We start from the raw sequence: 16167 nt of genomic DNA, 5'->3' as shown, positions 1-16167 counted from the left end.
GTAAATTAATACAATGATTTCGCTTAATATTTTATTACGAATTCCCGTACAATAAGATCCATTTTCATTCCTCGTGAGCCTTTAACTAGAATTGCGTCATTATTCTGAATAATGTTAGCTAAATCACTTTTCAATTGATTAGAATCATTAAAATGCGTGCCTCTTATATTATCTGGCAAAAGCTCATGCAATTCTAACATAAATTTACCAACTGTATAAACTTTATCTATATTATTTTCTGTGATAATCTTAACCAAATCTGTATGAAACTCTATGCTTTCATCACCAAGTTCCAACATATCACCAAGCAAAGCTACTTTTCTCTGATTAGAATATGTACTCAAAGTTTTTATTGCAGTTTTCATCGAAGCAGGGCTGGCGTTATAGGAGTCATCAATTAAATGTATATATTTTTTATTGCATTTGACCTTATGAATATTGCCTCTACCTTTCGCTACACTAAAATTCTTAAGTGCAAGTGGTAATTTTGATAAATCAAGTCCGAGGCTTTGCACAACTGCTGCAACAGCAAGTAGCGAATAAGCAAAATGCTCACCTTGTACACGTAAATTACAGTTTATAATTTGATTATCACTCAGCCTGATTTTTAAACTTAATCTATTAGCAACTCGGTTTGATGTCATTCCAGCGCGTGACGCTGGAATCCAGTCTTTATTATACAACCGTCTGATATGCTCATTTGCAATTGAACTTCCTGGATCCAAGTAGTCAAGCACTGGGATGACAGAAGATAGTGCTGAAATGACAGAAGATTCATCGTTTCTTATTAAGTTTAGTAAACAAACTTCAGCATTTTTATCTTTACCGAAGCTTATTACATTTCTATTGGCGTGTGATGAGAGATAATCATAATATTTATTATCTCTGCTTAAAACCAAAGTACCGTTATTTTTCATACCATACAGAATTTCTAACTTCGCTTGTGCAACGTCAAATAGTGATGAAAAATTTTCAGTATGTGCAGGTTCGATGTTGGTAATAACTGCAATATTCGGATTACTAATTTTTGATAATTCTTTTATTTCACCAGCTTTATTCATTCCCATTTCAAGAATTAAGTACTGGCAGTTTTTTGGAGCTTTCAGAATTGTCAAAGGCAATCCTATATTATTATTTAAGTTACCTTCGTTTGCATGGGACACTCCATATTGCGATAAAACAGTGTGTAGCATATCCTTTGTAGTGGTTTTTCCGACACTGCCTGTAACTGCAATAACTTTAGCATCAATAAGAACATTTCTAATGTAATATGATGCCATATCGTGCAAAGCTTTCAGGGTATCTTGTACAATAATGAGAGGGAAACTTTTATATTTACCCTCACTCACTATTGCAGCGATAGCCCCTTTTAAAAACGCTTCATGCAAAAAATTATGGCCATCAAAATTCTTTCCCTTGAGGGCAATAAATAAATCACCTTTTTTTATGCTTCTTGTGTCCGTTGAAATATTTGAGCTATGTATCCAATTACAACCATTTACGTCTCTTCCGCCAGTTGCATCAATGATATTATTTGTGTTCCATTTAAACATAATTTAGAGTATTCTTTATAATAAATTGAACAATAAAAGTAGCGAAAATACTACATGTTTTAGACAATGTGCAAATAATGGTTGCAATCCCTATAATTCTATCTTATAATGGATATAGAAGTTTAAATTTTTTCGTCTATAATTAAAATGTATTTAGTTGTAGAAAGTACCTTGGAGGTATGTATGTTCACAGGAAAAAATGAAAAATCTACTTCTATACTAGCTAAAGTTGGTAATGCAGCTTCGGGAGTAGGAAGTTTTCTGGGTAGAGGTGTAAAAGTTCTAGTCAAGGGTGCAGTGTACCCTATATGGCCAAAGAATTGGTTTAAGTCCTGGGATGAAATGCGGCACGACATAAAAAATGGCGGACGTTCTATTATTGGCAACCCACTTGAAGAATATGATCCACCTATAGAAACCACACAAGCTAGTGAGGATCTTGGTGTCCAAATAATGGAGCAAAAGAAAGGAACAGGAAAGGTAACTTTTTTAGCATCAAGGACTCTGACAGGGGATATACCCTATTTGACGCCAGAACGATTAGGTGAAATAAAGCAAAACCTGCCAAATGTAACTATCTTTAAAGAAGAAAATAAAATTGTAATTGAAGTTGATGTTAAAAAAATAATTGAAGACATTAAATATAAAGGAAAGAGTCCAGAGGAGATAAAAAAGCTTGCTATTGAAGAAATTAAACAAAAAGTTGACGGTAACCTTAAAGATCTAGCAAAAATTACTGGTGGAGAATTTAAAGTTCACACAGACTTAAAATTGCTGTATGGTATTGCAGAAAAATTGTATAAGGAATATGATAATCAAAAGCAGTCATCAGACAAAGTTGTGAAGTCTGATGTTGGTCAGCCTTCAGAAACTATAGCTTCAGGTGAGAAAAAATGGGCGCAAGAAGCTATAAAAGCAGGTAAGTCGCAAAGTTGTGGAATGCAAAAATAAGTTATAGGGGAGTATTATGAGTGAAGCTAAAAAAATAGAGGAAAGACATCATAGTCTAACTGTTCCTGGGGATATGTATCACTTACAACCAGGAGTTATTACTGGAAAAAGGGTAAGTGGAATAGAACCCTTTTTGAAAGAACAGCAGGACATGGTAAAAGTAAGGGAACTTGTAAGCTCTTTAAATCTTGAAGATGCTTCTGGTGATGCGATAAAACCACTATCTACACCTAATGTAGAGAAAAACGAAGAAAGAGGGAAAGGTCGCTCTTAAAATATGAGCAATGAAGTTTATGATAGCGATAACATCTTTGCTCAAATATTAAGAGGTGAGTTACCTTGTGAGAAGGTACATGAAAATGAAAATGTACTAGCTTTTCATGATAAGTACCCTGACGCACCAGTTCATATTTTAGTTATATCAAAAAATCAATATATTTCATATGATGATTTCATTCTAAAAGCTCCTGAAGAGGAAATAGCGGATTTCTTCAAAACTGTAAGAGAGATAGCACACAAATATAATCTAGAAAAAACAGGATATAGATTAGTCACTAACTACGGTGAAAATGGAGAGCAGGTTGTACCACACTTTCACGTGCATATTTTAGGTGGTAAAAAGTTAGGAAAGCATGTAAACTCATAGTGTTATATGTTTTGTTAAATGAGCGAATATTTAACCATAGTAATCTTTATCTGCGTATCAATTGTAGTATCTTTTGCTTTAGGTATATTGCCTATGTTTCTTGCAGTGAGTAAGCCAGATGGTGAAAAGCTTTCCACATATGAGTGTGGCTTCAATCCACTATCCAGTGCAAGGAAAAATTTTGACATTAAATTTTACCTAGTTTCAATATTATTTATAATATTTGACTTAGAAATTGCTTTTCTTTTTCCTTGGGCTGTTTCTTTATCTAAGATAAGCTATGGTGGATTTTGGTCTATGATGGTATTTCTTGCAATACTCACTATAGGTTTTATCTATGAATGGTGTAAAGGTGCATTAGAGTGGGAGTAGTTTATGACAAATCAAATTCTATCTAATGATGACTGGGGTCGTTATAAAAAAGAAGGGTTTCTTGTCACTAAATTTGGTGATTTAACAGATTATGTAATGAATTGGGCAAGGTCTGGTTCATTGTGGCCAATGACATTTGGTCTTGCATGTTGCGCAGTTGAGATGATGCATACTGCATCCAGCCGTTATGATCTTGATAGATATGGTATAATGTTTCGTGCAAGCCCACGTCAATCAGATGTGATGATTGTTGCTGGCACACTAACTAATAAAATGGCAGCAGCATTGCGCAAGGTTTATGATCAAATGGCAGACCCGAAGTATGTTATTTCCATGGGAAGTTGTGCAAATGGTGGTGGTTATTACCATTACTCTTATTCAGTAGTCCGAGGCTGTGATAGAATTGTGCCAGTTGACGTGTATGTCCCTGGATGCCCACCAACCGCTGAGGCGTTGCTATATGGAATGCTATGCCTACAAAACAAAATAAAACGGACTCGGAATGGATAAAACTGCAAAGTATATACAAAAAAAGACCAAATGCGAGTGCATTCAAAAAGATGATGGCATTATTGTAATATATTCAACTTTAGATGAAATTGAAAAGTACCTATTCTTTCTACGTGATGATGAAAAGTGTAGGTTTGAACTATTAGTTGATATTTTTGGGGTTGACTATCCAAATAGAGAGAAGCGTTTCGAGCTAATATACAATCTACTCAGCATTGTGCATAATATTAGAGTACACATAAAGCTTCAGTTATGTGAAAGCGACATGCCTCCAAGTGTAGCGAAGATATTTAGTACGGCTTTGTGGTTTGAGCGTGAAGTGTTTGATATGTATGGAATAGAGTTTTCTGATCACCCTGATTTGCGTAGGATTCTAACAGACTATGGATTCAAAGGTCATCCAATGTTAAAAGATTTCCCTCTCACTGGTTATGAGGAAGTAAGATATGATATAGAGACAAAAAAGGTTGTGTATAATCCTATAGATTTACCGCAAGATTTTCGTATGTTTGATAGCTTATCGCCTTGGGAAGGTAAAACCATAAAAGTAAATACAAAGGAGTAGAAAATGACAGTACAAAGAAAAAAAATATCTTTAATCGGTGCAGGAAATATCGGTGGAACTCTCACCCATATGATTGCACTAAGGGAACTCGGTGATGTTGTTTTACTTGATATTAGTGATGGAATACCACAAGGTAAAGCACTCGACATAGCAGAATCATCCCCTATTGATGGATTTAATGTCAATATTACTGGCACAAATAGGTATGAAGATATAAAAAACTCCGATGCAATTATAATAACCGCTGGCATCGCTAGAAAACCTGGAATGAGCAGGGATGACCTCCTGCAAATCAATGCTAAAGTAATGAAGGAGGTTGGCGAAAATATTAAAAAATATTCTCCAAACGCGTTTGTAATAGTGGTTACCAACCCTTTGGATGCCATGGTTTCAGTGGTGCATAAATTTTCAAACCTTCCAACTAATATGATTGTTGGCATGGCAGGAGTGCTTGATTCTTCCCGTTTTCGTTACTTTCTTGCAAGTGAGTTAAATATCTCAGTTGAAGATATATCTGCTTTTGTGCTTGGAGGACATGGCGACACTATGGTACCACTAATCAATTGTGCTTCAGTTGCTGGAGTTCCACTTACTCAAATTATCGATATGGGTCTTATCACACAGAAAAAAGTCGATGAAATAGTTGAACGCACTCGCAATGGCGGTAAAGAAATAGTTGATCTGCTTAAGTCTGGATCTGCATACTACGCTCCTGCATCTTCAGCTATATGCATGTTAGAATCATATTTAAAAGATAAGAGGCGCATATTACCATGTGCTGCTTACCTTAATGGTGAATATGGTGTAGAAGAGTTGTTTATTGGTGTTCCTGTAATTATTGGAAAAAACGGAATTGAAAAGATCCTAGAAGTTAAAATGAATGATAGTGAACAAGAAATGTTTAATAAGTCTGTAAACTCGGTGAGAGAGCTGGTGAAATCTTTAGGTTCATAAGCAAATTAATGGTTTTATAGAGCTTCTTTATAGCTCAAACAGCCTAAAAAAGTTGCTTGTGGTTACCTTCGCTACTTGTTCTGGTGACTCATTCCACAACTCTGCCAAACAATCAACAACGTATTTCACCATTGCTGGTTCATTCTTTTTTCCCCTATAAGGCTCAGGTGATAGATATGGTGCATCAGTTTCGACTAAAACACGCTCGCGTGGTACATTTTGTGCAATTTCTCTGAGTAAGCTCGCATTTTTAAAAGTAATAATTCCAGAAAATGAAATATATAACCCCAAATCTATAGATTGATAAGCAAGTTCTTTAGAGGAAGCAAAGCAGTGCATTACTCCACTAAAAGCACCGGCTTTCATTTCTGACCTTAACATATCGATCATCTCATTATCAGCGCTTCTTGTGTGAATAACTAAAGGTAGTCCAGTTATTCTTGACGCTTCTATATGTAATGCAAAACTTTTTTTCTGATTGTCTTTGTTGTCAGATTTATAAAAATCTAACCCGGTTTCACCGATACTAATTACCTTTTGGTTCTTGGTAAATTCAACTAATTCATCAACATGTATACACTCACCGTTTTCTATAGCAGCATCAAGCGGATGTATACCAACAGAGGAGTAGACCTGATCATAGGATGAAGAAATTTTTAATAACTTAGGAACATCGTCAATACTTACGCATATGTTATGCAAAACCTTTACACCATTTTGCTCTGCCCTTGAAATTACTTTTGGTATTTCATCGTCAGAAAAATAAATCAAGTGGCAATGAGAATCTACTATCATGAGCTTATTGTTGAGGCTTTTATTATAGAAGAAAACTCTTCTATCACTGTTTTATAAACTTCTTTTTTAAATGATATAGCACTGGCTACTAAACTATCTATACCTTGCCAACGCCACTCTTTGAACTCTGGATGACCAGTATAATTAATATCAATGTCCTCATCCTCTCCGCAAAACTTCATTAAGAACCACCTTTGCTTTTGACCAGAATATTTTCCATTCCAGCATATTGGTATAACTTCTTCAGGCAAGTTGTAGTATATCCAATCCTTGCTTTTAGTTATAACCTTTACTTTATTAGTACCAACCTCCTCTAGCAACTCACGTAACGCTGCTTGTTCCAGTTCCTCACCATCATCAACACCTCCTTGTGGCATCTGCCAGTAAGAATCGCTATCAAAGCGTTTTCCAATAAAGGCATGTCCTTGTCTGTTAAATAGCATTATGCCAACACAAGGACGGTACTTATCTTTCTGCTCAACCACGAGTACGCTCTGTTTTTAAATGATTTGTTACAGAAGTTTTAATTAATTTTCCATTTTTTTCTTTCTTCATCTCTTCAACAATTTTCTTTGCAACTTCCTTTGCACTCAAGTTCGAGTTATCAATTTCAAGCGAACCCTCAGGTATAAATAGCCTTTTCCCTTCAATTTTCTTTATAGCAAAATCCGGATCAGTAATTTTATTTTCCTGATATCTCTCTTCTGATTGGACACGTCTTACTAGTTTTTCATTATTACAATGTAATACTACAGAAAAAATTTCCATGTCCATTTTTTTACTTAAATTTACCACTGAGTTATATAATCTTTGGTCATAGGGATCACCCTCTATCAATTCATTTGTAAATATATAATGTTTTGATTTTACGTAGTGTTTTTCAAGTATTGCTAATACATTTTCCCTAACTGCAAAAATTTTTTCCCATAGGTCATCTGGAACTTCAGCGTTTTGTAATTTAACAATATCAAATATAATATTATTGAATAGATTATTGCTTACTATTACTGCACCAATGATTTTACACAGTTCCTTTGCAGTAGTAAACTTACCACTGCCTGGAAAGCCGATTAAGTAGATGAGAGTCTTGCCCATAATGAATACTAGTAAAAAGCTATTTTCAATTATATAAAAAGTATATACATTGTACATGCTAAAAACATGATGATAAAATAGATGCAGGTAATACCTTTAACAAGTAGTTGCGTTGAAAATAGTTCATATTTAGAAATTTTGAGTATATAATTATAAATGAATCATATAACCTGTAAACAATGCTTAGCGATATGGAATCGATAAGAAGTACAATTGAAGAGATAATAGATCAAAATAAAGGTCATGATATAGTAACTTTTGATGTGCAGAATAAAACCGTTATTGCAAAATATATGATTATTGCATCTGGTGATTCAAGCCGTCACGTTAAAGCTTTAGCTGAGCACGTAATAAAAAGCCTCAAGCCACATGATAAAATAGATGTAGAAGGTATGGATGAAGGCAATTGGGTAGTTTTGAATTTTCAAGGCATAATGGTTCACATATTCAGGCCGGAAGTAAGGGAGTATTATAAAATAGAAGAGTTATGGAACTGATTGCCTGGATAGCTGGTGCACAACTGCACAAACGTTGTAATTTTGAAGGCAACTCCTGCACAGGTAGTGGTGTCATGAAAGTAGCTGACACTGGAATCCAGTTTTTCATGCAATTTCATCGGAAACGTTGTATAGTGTGCTTGTTTATAATTAAGTTCCAGTGTCTGGGCACTGGCTTCTCTATTAGGGTTACCTTCGGCATTAATGACAGGATAGACTGGGGTTTATAAAATGAAACACGCATCTGAATTTTTAAATTTCATCCAAGAAAGAGGGTACCTATACCAATGCACAAACATTGAAGGACTAGATCAATTATTATTGCAGAGCAATTATATAGTTGCATACATTGGGTTTGATTGCACAGCACCAAGTCTTCATGCTGGTCACCTAATTCAGATTATGATGCTCTGTCACCTACAAAAATTTGGTTATAAGCCGATAGTCTTACTTGGAGGTGGCACAACAAAAATTGGTGACCCATCCTTCAAAGATAAAGCAAGAAGCATCTTGCCTGTAGAGAACATCAATCAAAATACATCCAGTATAAGGAGAATATTAGAGAAAATGGTGTCTTTTAATGACAGCAAGACTGGTGCAATGATAGTAAATAACGCAGATTGGTTGGATAACATAAAATACATAGATTTTTTGCGTGATATAGGAGCTTATTTTTCTGTAAATCGTATGCTAAGTTTTGATAGTGTGAAAACCAGGCTGGATAGAGAGCAAACCTTAAGCTTTCTAGAATTTAATTACATGCTATTGCAAGCTTACGACTTTATTGAATTAAACAAAAAATATGATTGTCGTCTGCAGATTGGAGGGTCAGACCAGTGGGGAAATATAGTAAACGGAATTGAACTTGGAAAAAAGTTGAATTTACCTGAGCTATTTGGCCTTACCATGCCTCTTTTATTAAATGCACAAGGAAAAAAAATGGGCAAAACTGAAAGTGGAGCAGTGTGGCTTGATGATAATATGCTAAAGCCTTACGACTACTGGCAATATTTTCGCAACGTTGATGATCAAGATGTTGGACGTTTTTTAAGATTGCTCACTGATGTGCCAATTGATGAGATTAGAAAATTAGAGTCTTTAAAGGATCAAGAAATAAATGAAGCAAAAAAGGTCTTGGCAACAGAAGTGACAAAAATATGTCATGGTGACAAAGAAGCGGAACTTGCACAATTTGCTGCAATTTCTGCTTTTGAGAATGAAGATAGCTCACTACTTCCTGATTACATCATAAAAAAAGAACAAGTTGCAAGCGGCATATCCTTAGTAGACCTACTACATGACACCGGTTTTGAACCTTCAAAAGGCGCTGCAAAGCGTTTAATACAGGGCAACGGATGCAAGATTAATGATAATGTTGTAAACAATATTGATCATGTAATAAATTTCGAAAGCTTTAAAGATCAGCCATTTATAAAATTATCTGCAGGAAAGAAACGCCATATAAAAGTTGTGGTAGATTAGGTCTCGAAGTAAGAAAACAAATTTTATACAAGTGAGAAATTAGATATGGAGCAAATTTTCAAAATTCGAGAATTATGTATAAAACAACTGGAAAGATAGTAGAAAGCGAAATTCTATTATATATAGCTAAATTGGCTTAGGTTTACCTACAATTTGAAAAACAACAAATTCGTCATTCCGCTACTCATTAGCGGAATCTATACCGCGAATGAATCCATAACTGTACGGACATTGCAATTTGGGCCTACCAGGAGGGCAATGCCTCTTATCCAAGTACCCTCTTCTTGTCATCCAAGTAGCCGACACTGGGATGGCTTTGTTGCATAGCAACTGAAAAAATCTGGTGGCTACTGACAAAATTCATTATAAAATAGCCATTTAACCTTGAAAGAAAAAATATGCCACAAAAAATGAGGGTCAGTAACCATAGCGAATATAACAAATTTCTAGAAAAAAGAGGAAATATTTTTCATTATATCAACGAAGCCATAGAAAAGTGGTACGAGAATGGTCCAAAAATACCAGGTGGCAACAATATTTATAGCGATAAAGTTGTAATTTTGGTGCACATAATAACTTGTTTATTTAGAATAGGCCTGAGGCAAACAGTTGGGTTTATAGCAGGATACCTTGAGCAAATTGGGAAAAATTTGCAAGTTATCAGCTATTCACAATCATCAAGAAGGTTTAAGAAACTCAATATTAAGATCAATGATTGCAGAAAATAATATGGAAGATATCGAAATTGCTATAGACAGTACAGGAATTAGTATATACAACAACACTCCTGGTCATAGCAAAGAAAATAGCGAAGATAGAAAGTATCGCAGCTATGAACAGACAAGAAAATTGCATGTAATGTTGAATACAAACAGCAAAAAAGCCATAGCTGTAAAATACAGTAACGGCTGATCACTATGGAGCTTGTGATTTGCTAAAAGAAGTCGATTTTCAGTATGTCATAAAAGTACTATATGCAGATAGGGCATATGACAGAGAAAAGCTCTATAAGCTGTGTAATCAATATGGTATAAAAACGAAAATTCCTCCGAAAAACAACGCAGCAGAGCATCCAAAGTTAGACTATATGGCTGAGAGAAATTCTGCAGTCAAGCTCATAAAGTCATATGATGAAGATGGTATAAAGAAGTGGAAAAAAGAGATGAGTTATGGAAAAAGATCTTATATAGAAAGTTTTTTCTCGCGACTGAAACAAACATTCGGGTTTAGTTTTAGGAATAAATCTGAGACAAATAGAGAGAAGGAACTACTTGTTAAATGCTATTTGCTCAATAAGTTCACTGATATTGGTATGGCTAAATTTGAGATAGCTTCATAAATTTATTGTGCGTTACCTACTATCCGAAGAGCGATGCAACAAAGCCCACGCACTGGGATGACAGCAGTCCTACGTCATACCGCGATTCATTCGCGGTATCTCGGCCGCTAACAAGAGATCCCGCTAACACGTAGCGGGATGACGAGCTTATCGTCACGCTGCCACGAACCGTCATACCGCCGCGGCGCTAACAAGAGATCCCGCTAACACGTAGCGGGATGACGAATTACTATCTACACCGTCATACCGCGATTCATTCGCGGTATCTCTTAACATAGATCCCTTACTTAACCGTCATACCTTAACATAGATCCCGCTAACAAGCAGCGGGATGACGGTTGTCGTTTAGCTACAAACATTAAGAAATTTACCAAATAAAAAAAAGGCAAAAGAAGCCCCGTGGTTGGCTAATTACTTACATTATACTTTCAAGTATGGCGTTTTTTTATTCTAAACGCTTAATAACCACGACTCAGCTGCTTTTAAGCTGCAACTAATCTAAATTATAAACATTAAGAAATTTACTAAACAGAAAAAAAGGCAAAAGAAACCCTAGGGTAGCTAATTATTCACTATCCATTTTTTAAGTTGGCGTTTTTTAATGTTTTAAATGCTTTATAAGCGTATTTCAGCTTGTGTAGGTAAAAACCCAGAAATTTGATAAAGACATAGAGTGCACATAGTGCAAAAAATTAAACATGAGACGCCAGATACGTGAGTTTTTTGTCATTTAATCTGTACAGAGAAGATAAATAAATAGCTTCAGTGTTTATGATAAGGGGGCTGGCGGAGTTTGTCAAGTGGTTTTTTAGCCACGTTTCCCTGTTATAATGTTCGTTTGCTTGACCTAAGATCCAGGAGTATTTAAACTGAACTCTATATAGTGTTAAAAATGATAGGAAATCTAAGCGGAATAGTTGATGAAGTGCGCAGTGATCACATAATCCTGAATGTGAATGATGTTGGCTATATGGTGTATCTTTCAGCCAAAACTTTAAATGCATGTTCCATCGGAAGTAGAGTTAAATTACTTATCGAAACCTATGCAAATAACAGAGAAAATGTCGCTCAGCTATATGGTTTTATAAGCAAAGAAGAACAGCAGTGCTTGAGGTTGCTTGTCAAAGTAAGCGGCGTTAGCTATAAAACTGCAATGTCAATTTTGGGCAAATTAACTCCAGAACAGCTATTTTTGGCAATTATGAATGAAGATAAAGTAGCACTCAAGATGAGCGGACTTGGCCTGAAACTCATAAATCGAATCATCACTGAATTGAGTGGCAAAGTGAGTAAACTAGAAATAAATAACAATAATTTTCATCCAATTAATGAAGATGCCCTTTCAGCATTGATCAATCTTGGGTATGAAAAAATGAAAGCTTATGATACGATAAAAAAATACAGGCCAAATCTGGACACTAAGGATATTATTCGCATGGCGCTTAAGGAGCTTTCAATACTATGAAATCAATATCGTGCGGTAAAGAATATACTGAAGATGTGCGCAATATCAACATCAGGCCTGAACAACTTGATGATTTTGTCGGGCAAAAAGACTTAATACAAAATTTAAAAGTGTTTATAAACGCTGCACAGACGAGAACTGAAGCTTTAGATCACGTTTTATTATATGGTCCTCCAGGGCTTGGCAAAACAACTTTAGCACAAATTGTTTCTAAAGAATTAAGAGTTAGCTTTCGCGCAACTTCTGGTCCTTTACTTAGTAAAGCTGGAGATTTGGCCGCAGTGCTTACCACTTTAAATGCAAAAGATGTTCTATTTATCGACGAAATTCATAGATTAAATCGCAGCATCGAAGAAGTTTTATATACTGCTATGGAAGATTTTTGCCTGGACATATTAGTAGGTGAAGGTCCATCTACTCGCACTTTAAGGATAGATCTACCACCATTTACGCTAATTGGAGCAACAACACGGCTTGGATTACTTTCTGCGCCACTCAGAGATCGTTTTGGCATTCCTTTGCATCTTGAGTTTTATTCCTTTGAGGAGCTGGTTAATATTATAAAAAGAGGCGCAAGAGTTCTTTCTGCTGAAATTGAAGAGGATGCAGCACGGGAAATTGCCTCCCGTGCGCGCGGCACTCCAAGAATTGCTTTGAGGTTACTCAGAAGAATAAGGGATTTTGTTGAAGTGAAAGATGATAAAAAAATTACTTATGAAGTCGCTGATTCTGTATTACTAAAATTGGGTGTAGATAAAATGGGACTCAATAAACTTGATATGAATTATCTAAGATTTTTATTCAACACTTCAGGCCCTGTTGGAATTGACACCATATCTATTGCGCTATCCGAAGATGTTGGCAATATTGAAGAAACAGTAGAACCTTATTTAATCAAAATTAGTTTTGTAAAGCGCACACCAAGAGGGCGCGTTCTAACCGATCAAGCAAAGGAGTATTTGAGCTTTCAACATTAAACATCATAATTTATATTGACTAATTGGCGTGGTATCTATATGCTAACATTTATATATTAAAAATAATGGAGGCATATATGTTAACTAATAGCACTGAAACTGTATCTTTAATTGAAACTTCTTCTAATCTAAATATCAGTCCTTCTGATAATAATTCGATTTCGGATACTAAAAATGTACCTAAATCAACACTAGATGAGAACGTACCTAAATACGTCACTCTTAATAATGCAGAAGAATGGAATGAGTTCTTTATAATGCAGAACAACACTTCTACTAATACCACTAATAAAAAGAAACCAAAACCTTATATTCATAAGGATAGTAATGGTATATGTACATATACTGCTCGGGATGAGAATAAATATGGTGGTAAGAACATTATAGGCAAAATTGCTGAACAAATTAAAGAAGAGATATCTAAAAATATAGAAAATAATGATATAGAATTTATAAAACTTAAAGAAAGCAAAAATGAAGATAATATTATTGAGCCTGCCGTAAGAATTGCGATAGGTAGTAATACAAAAGAAATAAGCATGAGTGACATTCTAAATAACGATTTGTGTAAACAATATGGCGTGAAAGCAATTACACTATTGCTACCTCAAAGTAAAGCAAGGGGGCTACGTTGCCGGGTTGATGAACATTGAACAAGAATTTATGAAGTAGCTAATGGGTCATATCAAATGACTTTAAAATGGAATGCTCAAGGAAAAGAATGTAATATTAAAATTAATATTCATGATAATGGCTCCGTAGAACTTATTGAGAGTAATGGTGTTACTATGGAGCAATTAGCTGCACATAAAGAAGTAAAAGTAGGAAGGCAATATGAAGCAAAGCCTTTACATGAAGTGTTAGCATCACAATTGCCACAAACACAATTACAACAAAGCTCTGAAGAAGTAAAATTTTTGGAGCAGCATTCAACAAATGTAGAAGACTTGAGCGGCGCATCACAAAAGCATCAAGCTCCTGCTGCTTCAAAATAGGTAAAGTAGTGAAAATTCAGTATAAGTTGCTTGCATCTGCAAGTAACTTATACTTTTATGATGAGCAACACAATACTACCAAGAAATTTCTACGAGCGGCCAACTTTGGTTGTAGCCGGGGAGTTACTAGGAAAGATGCTGAAATTTTCTAACTTTAGTGGAATAATAACCGAAGTTGAAGCCTATATAGGAATGAGTGACCCAGCTTGTCATGCAGCTAAGGGTTATACTAACCGAACCTCAGTAATGTTTGGTATGCCGGGGTTTTCATATGTGTACTTTATATATGGAATGTATTACTGTTTAAATATTGTAACAGAAGCAGAAGGGTTCCCAGCAGCAGTGTTAATACGGGGATTAAAGCTCATTGAACCGCTTGAGGCAAATTTAGGTGGGCCAGGAATATTGTGTAAAAGATTAAATATTACAAAAGAACATAACAAACAGGACCTTACTATAAGCCACGAATTTTGTGTTTATGAATCTCACCTCAAACCAGATTATGTGTGCACTCCGAGAATCGGAATTAGTAAAGGCCAAGAGAAATTTTGGCGGTTTAAAAACTTAAGATCTTGCGTAGACTATTTGCCAATTGGATAATCACCAGTGAAACAAGCATCACAATATTGTGGTGTAGCATTGTTACGCACTTCTCCTTTAACAGCCTGATATAATCCATCAATACTCAAGAAGGCTAGGCTATCTACTCCTATAACTTCCTTAATTTCCTCTACAGATTTATTTGCAGCAATTAAATCTTTGCACTCTGGCGTATCTATTCCATAAAAACAAGAATGCTTAATTGGTGGGCTTGAAATTTTGAGGTGAATCTCTTTTACTCCTGCATCCTTTAGCATAACTATTATATTTGTTAACGTACTACCACGCACTATACTATCATCTATTAAAATTATGTTTTTACCTTTCAAAGTGTGCTTATTAGCATTGAATTTTAATTTTATTCTAACTTTACGTACTTCAGCGGTTGGTTGTATAAAAGTTCTTCCTATGTAATGATTACGAATTATTCCCAGTTCCATAGGTAATCCTGAATGCTTTGCATATCCAATAGCTGCAGGTATTCCAGAATCAGGTATTGGTACAACCATATCTACATTGTTTTTTGGTGGGCTCTCTTCTGCAAGTATTCTTCCTATTTCTTTTCTTGTATCGTATATAGACCTATTCTCCATTATGCTGTCTGGTCTTGAAAAATAAACGTATTCAAAAATACAAAAACTTGATTTTTGCTGTGGGAAAGGAAACATTGAGGCTAGCTTACTACCCGAACTGATGGTAACTAATTCGCCTGGTTCTATTTCTCTAACAAACTCTGCATTTATTATATCAAGAGCACAAGTTTCAGATGCAAGAACGTAAGAACCGTTTAACTTTCCTAAAACAAGAGGCCTGATTCCAGATGAATCACGTACTCCAATAACTACTTCTTGATTGATTGCAACAAAAGAATAAGCACCTTGTATTTGCTTTAATGCATATATAAAACTCTCTAAAAAGCTATCTTTTTCACCGCTTGCTGTCAGATGCACTACTACTTCTGTATCAATATCTGACTGAAAAACGCACTCTTGTTTAATCAATTGTTCGCGTATCGGAGAAATATTAATTAAATTACCATTATGTGCTATGGCGAAATCCCCAAATTTGCCACTTTTGCTAAACATGGGCTGCACTCCAAACTTATTACCACTTGTTGAGTATCGAACATGACCTATTGCACAATCTCCAGGTAAGGATTTCTTTATTTCATCTATATCATCAAATACGCTGCTCACTTGACCTTGAAAGTGATAAGAGTGCAGCTTATCGTTGTTACTGGTTACTACGCCAAAAGACTCTTGACCTCTATGCTGCAAAGCGTGGAGAGCAAGTATAGAGTTAAAAGCAGCACTTTGGTTGCAACTTATGCCAAATACCCCACATTCCTCACGCATTTCATCTAGCATAAAA

Annotated in this window: 20 protein-coding genes and 1 pseudogene; 16 read left to right on the top strand and 5 right to left on the bottom strand. The window is 35.3% G+C overall.

Annotated elements, in window-relative coordinates; translation table 11 throughout:
- Positions 1-23: 23 nt before the first annotated feature.
- Complete coding sequence (locus tag ACQH2O_RS00470; protein WP_022626416.1) at positions 24-1553, bottom strand: UDP-N-acetylmuramoyl-tripeptide--D-alanyl-D-alanine ligase; 1530 nt, start codon at positions 1551-1553, stop codon at positions 24-26.
- Positions 1554-1736: 183 nt separating this feature from the next.
- Here ACQH2O_RS00470 and ACQH2O_RS00465 point away from each other — a divergent pair, with 183 nt between their 5' ends.
- From ACQH2O_RS00465 to mdh, 7 genes are read left to right on the top strand one after another with little or no spacing between them, the layout of a single operon-like run.
- Entirely contained in the window at positions 1737-2504 is a 768-nt protein-coding gene (locus tag ACQH2O_RS00465; protein WP_070356981.1) for a hypothetical protein, read from the top strand.
- Positions 2505-2520: 16 nt separating this feature from the next.
- Positions 2521-2778, top strand: a complete 258-nt coding sequence (locus ACQH2O_RS00460) for a hypothetical protein (protein WP_010082357.1) — start codon at positions 2521-2523, stop codon at positions 2776-2778.
- A gap of 3 nt (positions 2779-2781) precedes the next feature.
- Positions 2782-3150: an HIT domain-containing protein gene (locus ACQH2O_RS00455; protein WP_010082356.1), complete on the top strand. Its 369-nt coding sequence runs from the start codon at positions 2782-2784 to the stop codon at positions 3148-3150.
- Positions 3151-3168: 18 nt separating this feature from the next.
- Positions 3169-3522, top strand: coding sequence for an NADH-quinone oxidoreductase subunit A (locus ACQH2O_RS00450; RefSeq protein ID WP_006279576.1), 354 nt, complete (start codon positions 3169-3171; stop codon positions 3520-3522).
- 3 nt (positions 3523-3525) lie between these two features.
- Positions 3526-4032: a NuoB/complex I 20 kDa subunit family protein gene (locus tag ACQH2O_RS00445; protein WP_006279574.1), complete on the top strand. Its 507-nt coding sequence runs from the start codon at positions 3526-3528 to the stop codon at positions 4030-4032.
- A complete protein-coding gene (locus ACQH2O_RS00440) occupies positions 4025-4597 on the top strand; it encodes an NADH-quinone oxidoreductase subunit C (RefSeq protein ID WP_006279573.1) in 573 nt (190 codons plus the stop codon). Before ACQH2O_RS00445 ends, ACQH2O_RS00440 begins: the two co-directional genes overlap by 8 nt.
- Before the next feature lie 3 nt (positions 4598-4600).
- On the top strand, positions 4601-5551 hold the full coding sequence (gene mdh / locus ACQH2O_RS00435; RefSeq protein WP_425385197.1) for a malate dehydrogenase: 951 nt from the start codon (positions 4601-4603) through the stop codon (positions 5549-5551).
- 27 nt (positions 5552-5578) lie between these two features.
- Here mdh and ACQH2O_RS00430 read toward each other — a convergent pair whose 3' ends face one another.
- The 3 genes from ACQH2O_RS00430 to ACQH2O_RS00420 are packed head-to-tail and all read right to left on the bottom strand — an operon-like array spanning position 5579 to position 7441.
- A complete protein-coding gene (locus ACQH2O_RS00430; RefSeq protein WP_010082353.1) occupies positions 5579-6346 on the bottom strand; it encodes a TatD family hydrolase in 768 nt (255 codons plus the stop codon).
- The gene (locus ACQH2O_RS00425; RefSeq protein ID WP_007548581.1) at positions 6343-6789 is read right to left on the bottom strand and encodes an RNA pyrophosphohydrolase; all 447 of its coding nucleotides are present in this window, start codon (positions 6787-6789) and stop codon (positions 6343-6345) included. Before ACQH2O_RS00425 ends, ACQH2O_RS00430 begins: the two co-directional genes overlap by 4 nt.
- A 34-nt stretch (positions 6790-6823) precedes the next feature.
- Entirely contained in the window at positions 6824-7441 is a 618-nt protein-coding gene (locus ACQH2O_RS00420) for an AAA family ATPase (RefSeq protein WP_022626414.1), read from the bottom strand.
- A gap of 179 nt (positions 7442-7620) precedes the next feature.
- On the opposite strand from ACQH2O_RS00420, the gene rsfS reads away from it, so the two are divergent.
- From rsfS to ACQH2O_RS00375, 9 genes and pseudogenes are all read left to right on the top strand, one after another.
- Positions 7621-7938 carry a ribosome silencing factor gene (gene rsfS / locus ACQH2O_RS00415; protein WP_006279567.1) on the top strand — a complete coding sequence of 106 codons (318 nt, stop codon included), beginning with the start codon at positions 7621-7623 and terminating at the stop codon, positions 7936-7938.
- Entirely contained in the window at positions 7929-8168 is a 240-nt protein-coding gene (locus ACQH2O_RS00410; protein WP_010963049.1) for a hypothetical protein, read from the top strand. Before rsfS ends, ACQH2O_RS00410 begins: the two co-directional genes overlap by 10 nt.
- A gap of 1 nt (position 8169) precedes the next feature.
- Positions 8170-9420, top strand: coding sequence for a tyrosine--tRNA ligase (tyrS, locus tag ACQH2O_RS00405; RefSeq protein ID WP_007548582.1), 1251 nt, complete (start codon positions 8170-8172; stop codon positions 9418-9420).
- A 398-nt stretch (positions 9421-9818) separates the two neighbouring features.
- A pseudogene (locus tag ACQH2O_RS00400) lies at positions 9819-10759 on the top strand (IS5 family transposase).
- 892 nt (positions 10760-11651) lie between these two features.
- Positions 11652-12224, top strand: a complete 573-nt coding sequence (gene ruvA, locus ACQH2O_RS00395; protein ID WP_010082382.1) for a Holliday junction branch migration protein RuvA — start codon at positions 11652-11654, stop codon at positions 12222-12224.
- Positions 12221-13201, top strand: coding sequence for a Holliday junction branch migration DNA helicase RuvB (ruvB, locus tag ACQH2O_RS00390; protein WP_425385196.1), 981 nt, complete (start codon positions 12221-12223; stop codon positions 13199-13201). The genes ruvA and ruvB overlap by 4 nt, the downstream gene beginning before the upstream one ends.
- A 77-nt stretch (positions 13202-13278) precedes the next feature.
- On the top strand, positions 13279-13854 hold the full coding sequence (locus ACQH2O_RS00385) for a hypothetical protein (RefSeq protein WP_425385195.1): 576 nt from the start codon (positions 13279-13281) through the stop codon (positions 13852-13854).
- A 36-nt stretch (positions 13855-13890) separates the two neighbouring features.
- The gene (locus ACQH2O_RS00380) at positions 13891-14196 is read left to right on the top strand and encodes a hypothetical protein (RefSeq protein ID WP_425385194.1); all 306 of its coding nucleotides are present in this window, start codon (positions 13891-13893) and stop codon (positions 14194-14196) included.
- A gap of 60 nt (positions 14197-14256) precedes the next feature.
- Positions 14257-14796 (top strand): DNA-3-methyladenine glycosylase, encoded by a 540-nt coding sequence (locus ACQH2O_RS00375; protein ID WP_038199418.1) that lies wholly within the window; start codon positions 14257-14259, stop codon positions 14794-14796.
- On the opposite strand, the gene purF is transcribed toward ACQH2O_RS00375, so the two are convergent.
- The gene (purF, locus tag ACQH2O_RS00370; protein ID WP_010082377.1) at positions 14778-16163 is read right to left on the bottom strand and encodes an amidophosphoribosyltransferase; all 1386 of its coding nucleotides are present in this window, start codon (positions 16161-16163) and stop codon (positions 14778-14780) included. The genes ACQH2O_RS00375 and purF overlap by 19 nt on opposite strands.
- Between the last annotated feature and the right edge of the window lie 4 nt (positions 16164-16167).

Origin of the sequence: Wolbachia endosymbiont (group B) of Schoenobius gigantella, assembly GCF_964031005.1 — a bacterium.
GTDB classification, from domain to species: Bacteria; Pseudomonadota; Alphaproteobacteria; order Rickettsiales; family Anaplasmataceae; genus Wolbachia; species Wolbachia pipientis.
The sequence above is the reverse complement of the archived record's forward strand: the minus strand, read 5'-3'. Positions and strand labels throughout refer to the sequence as shown.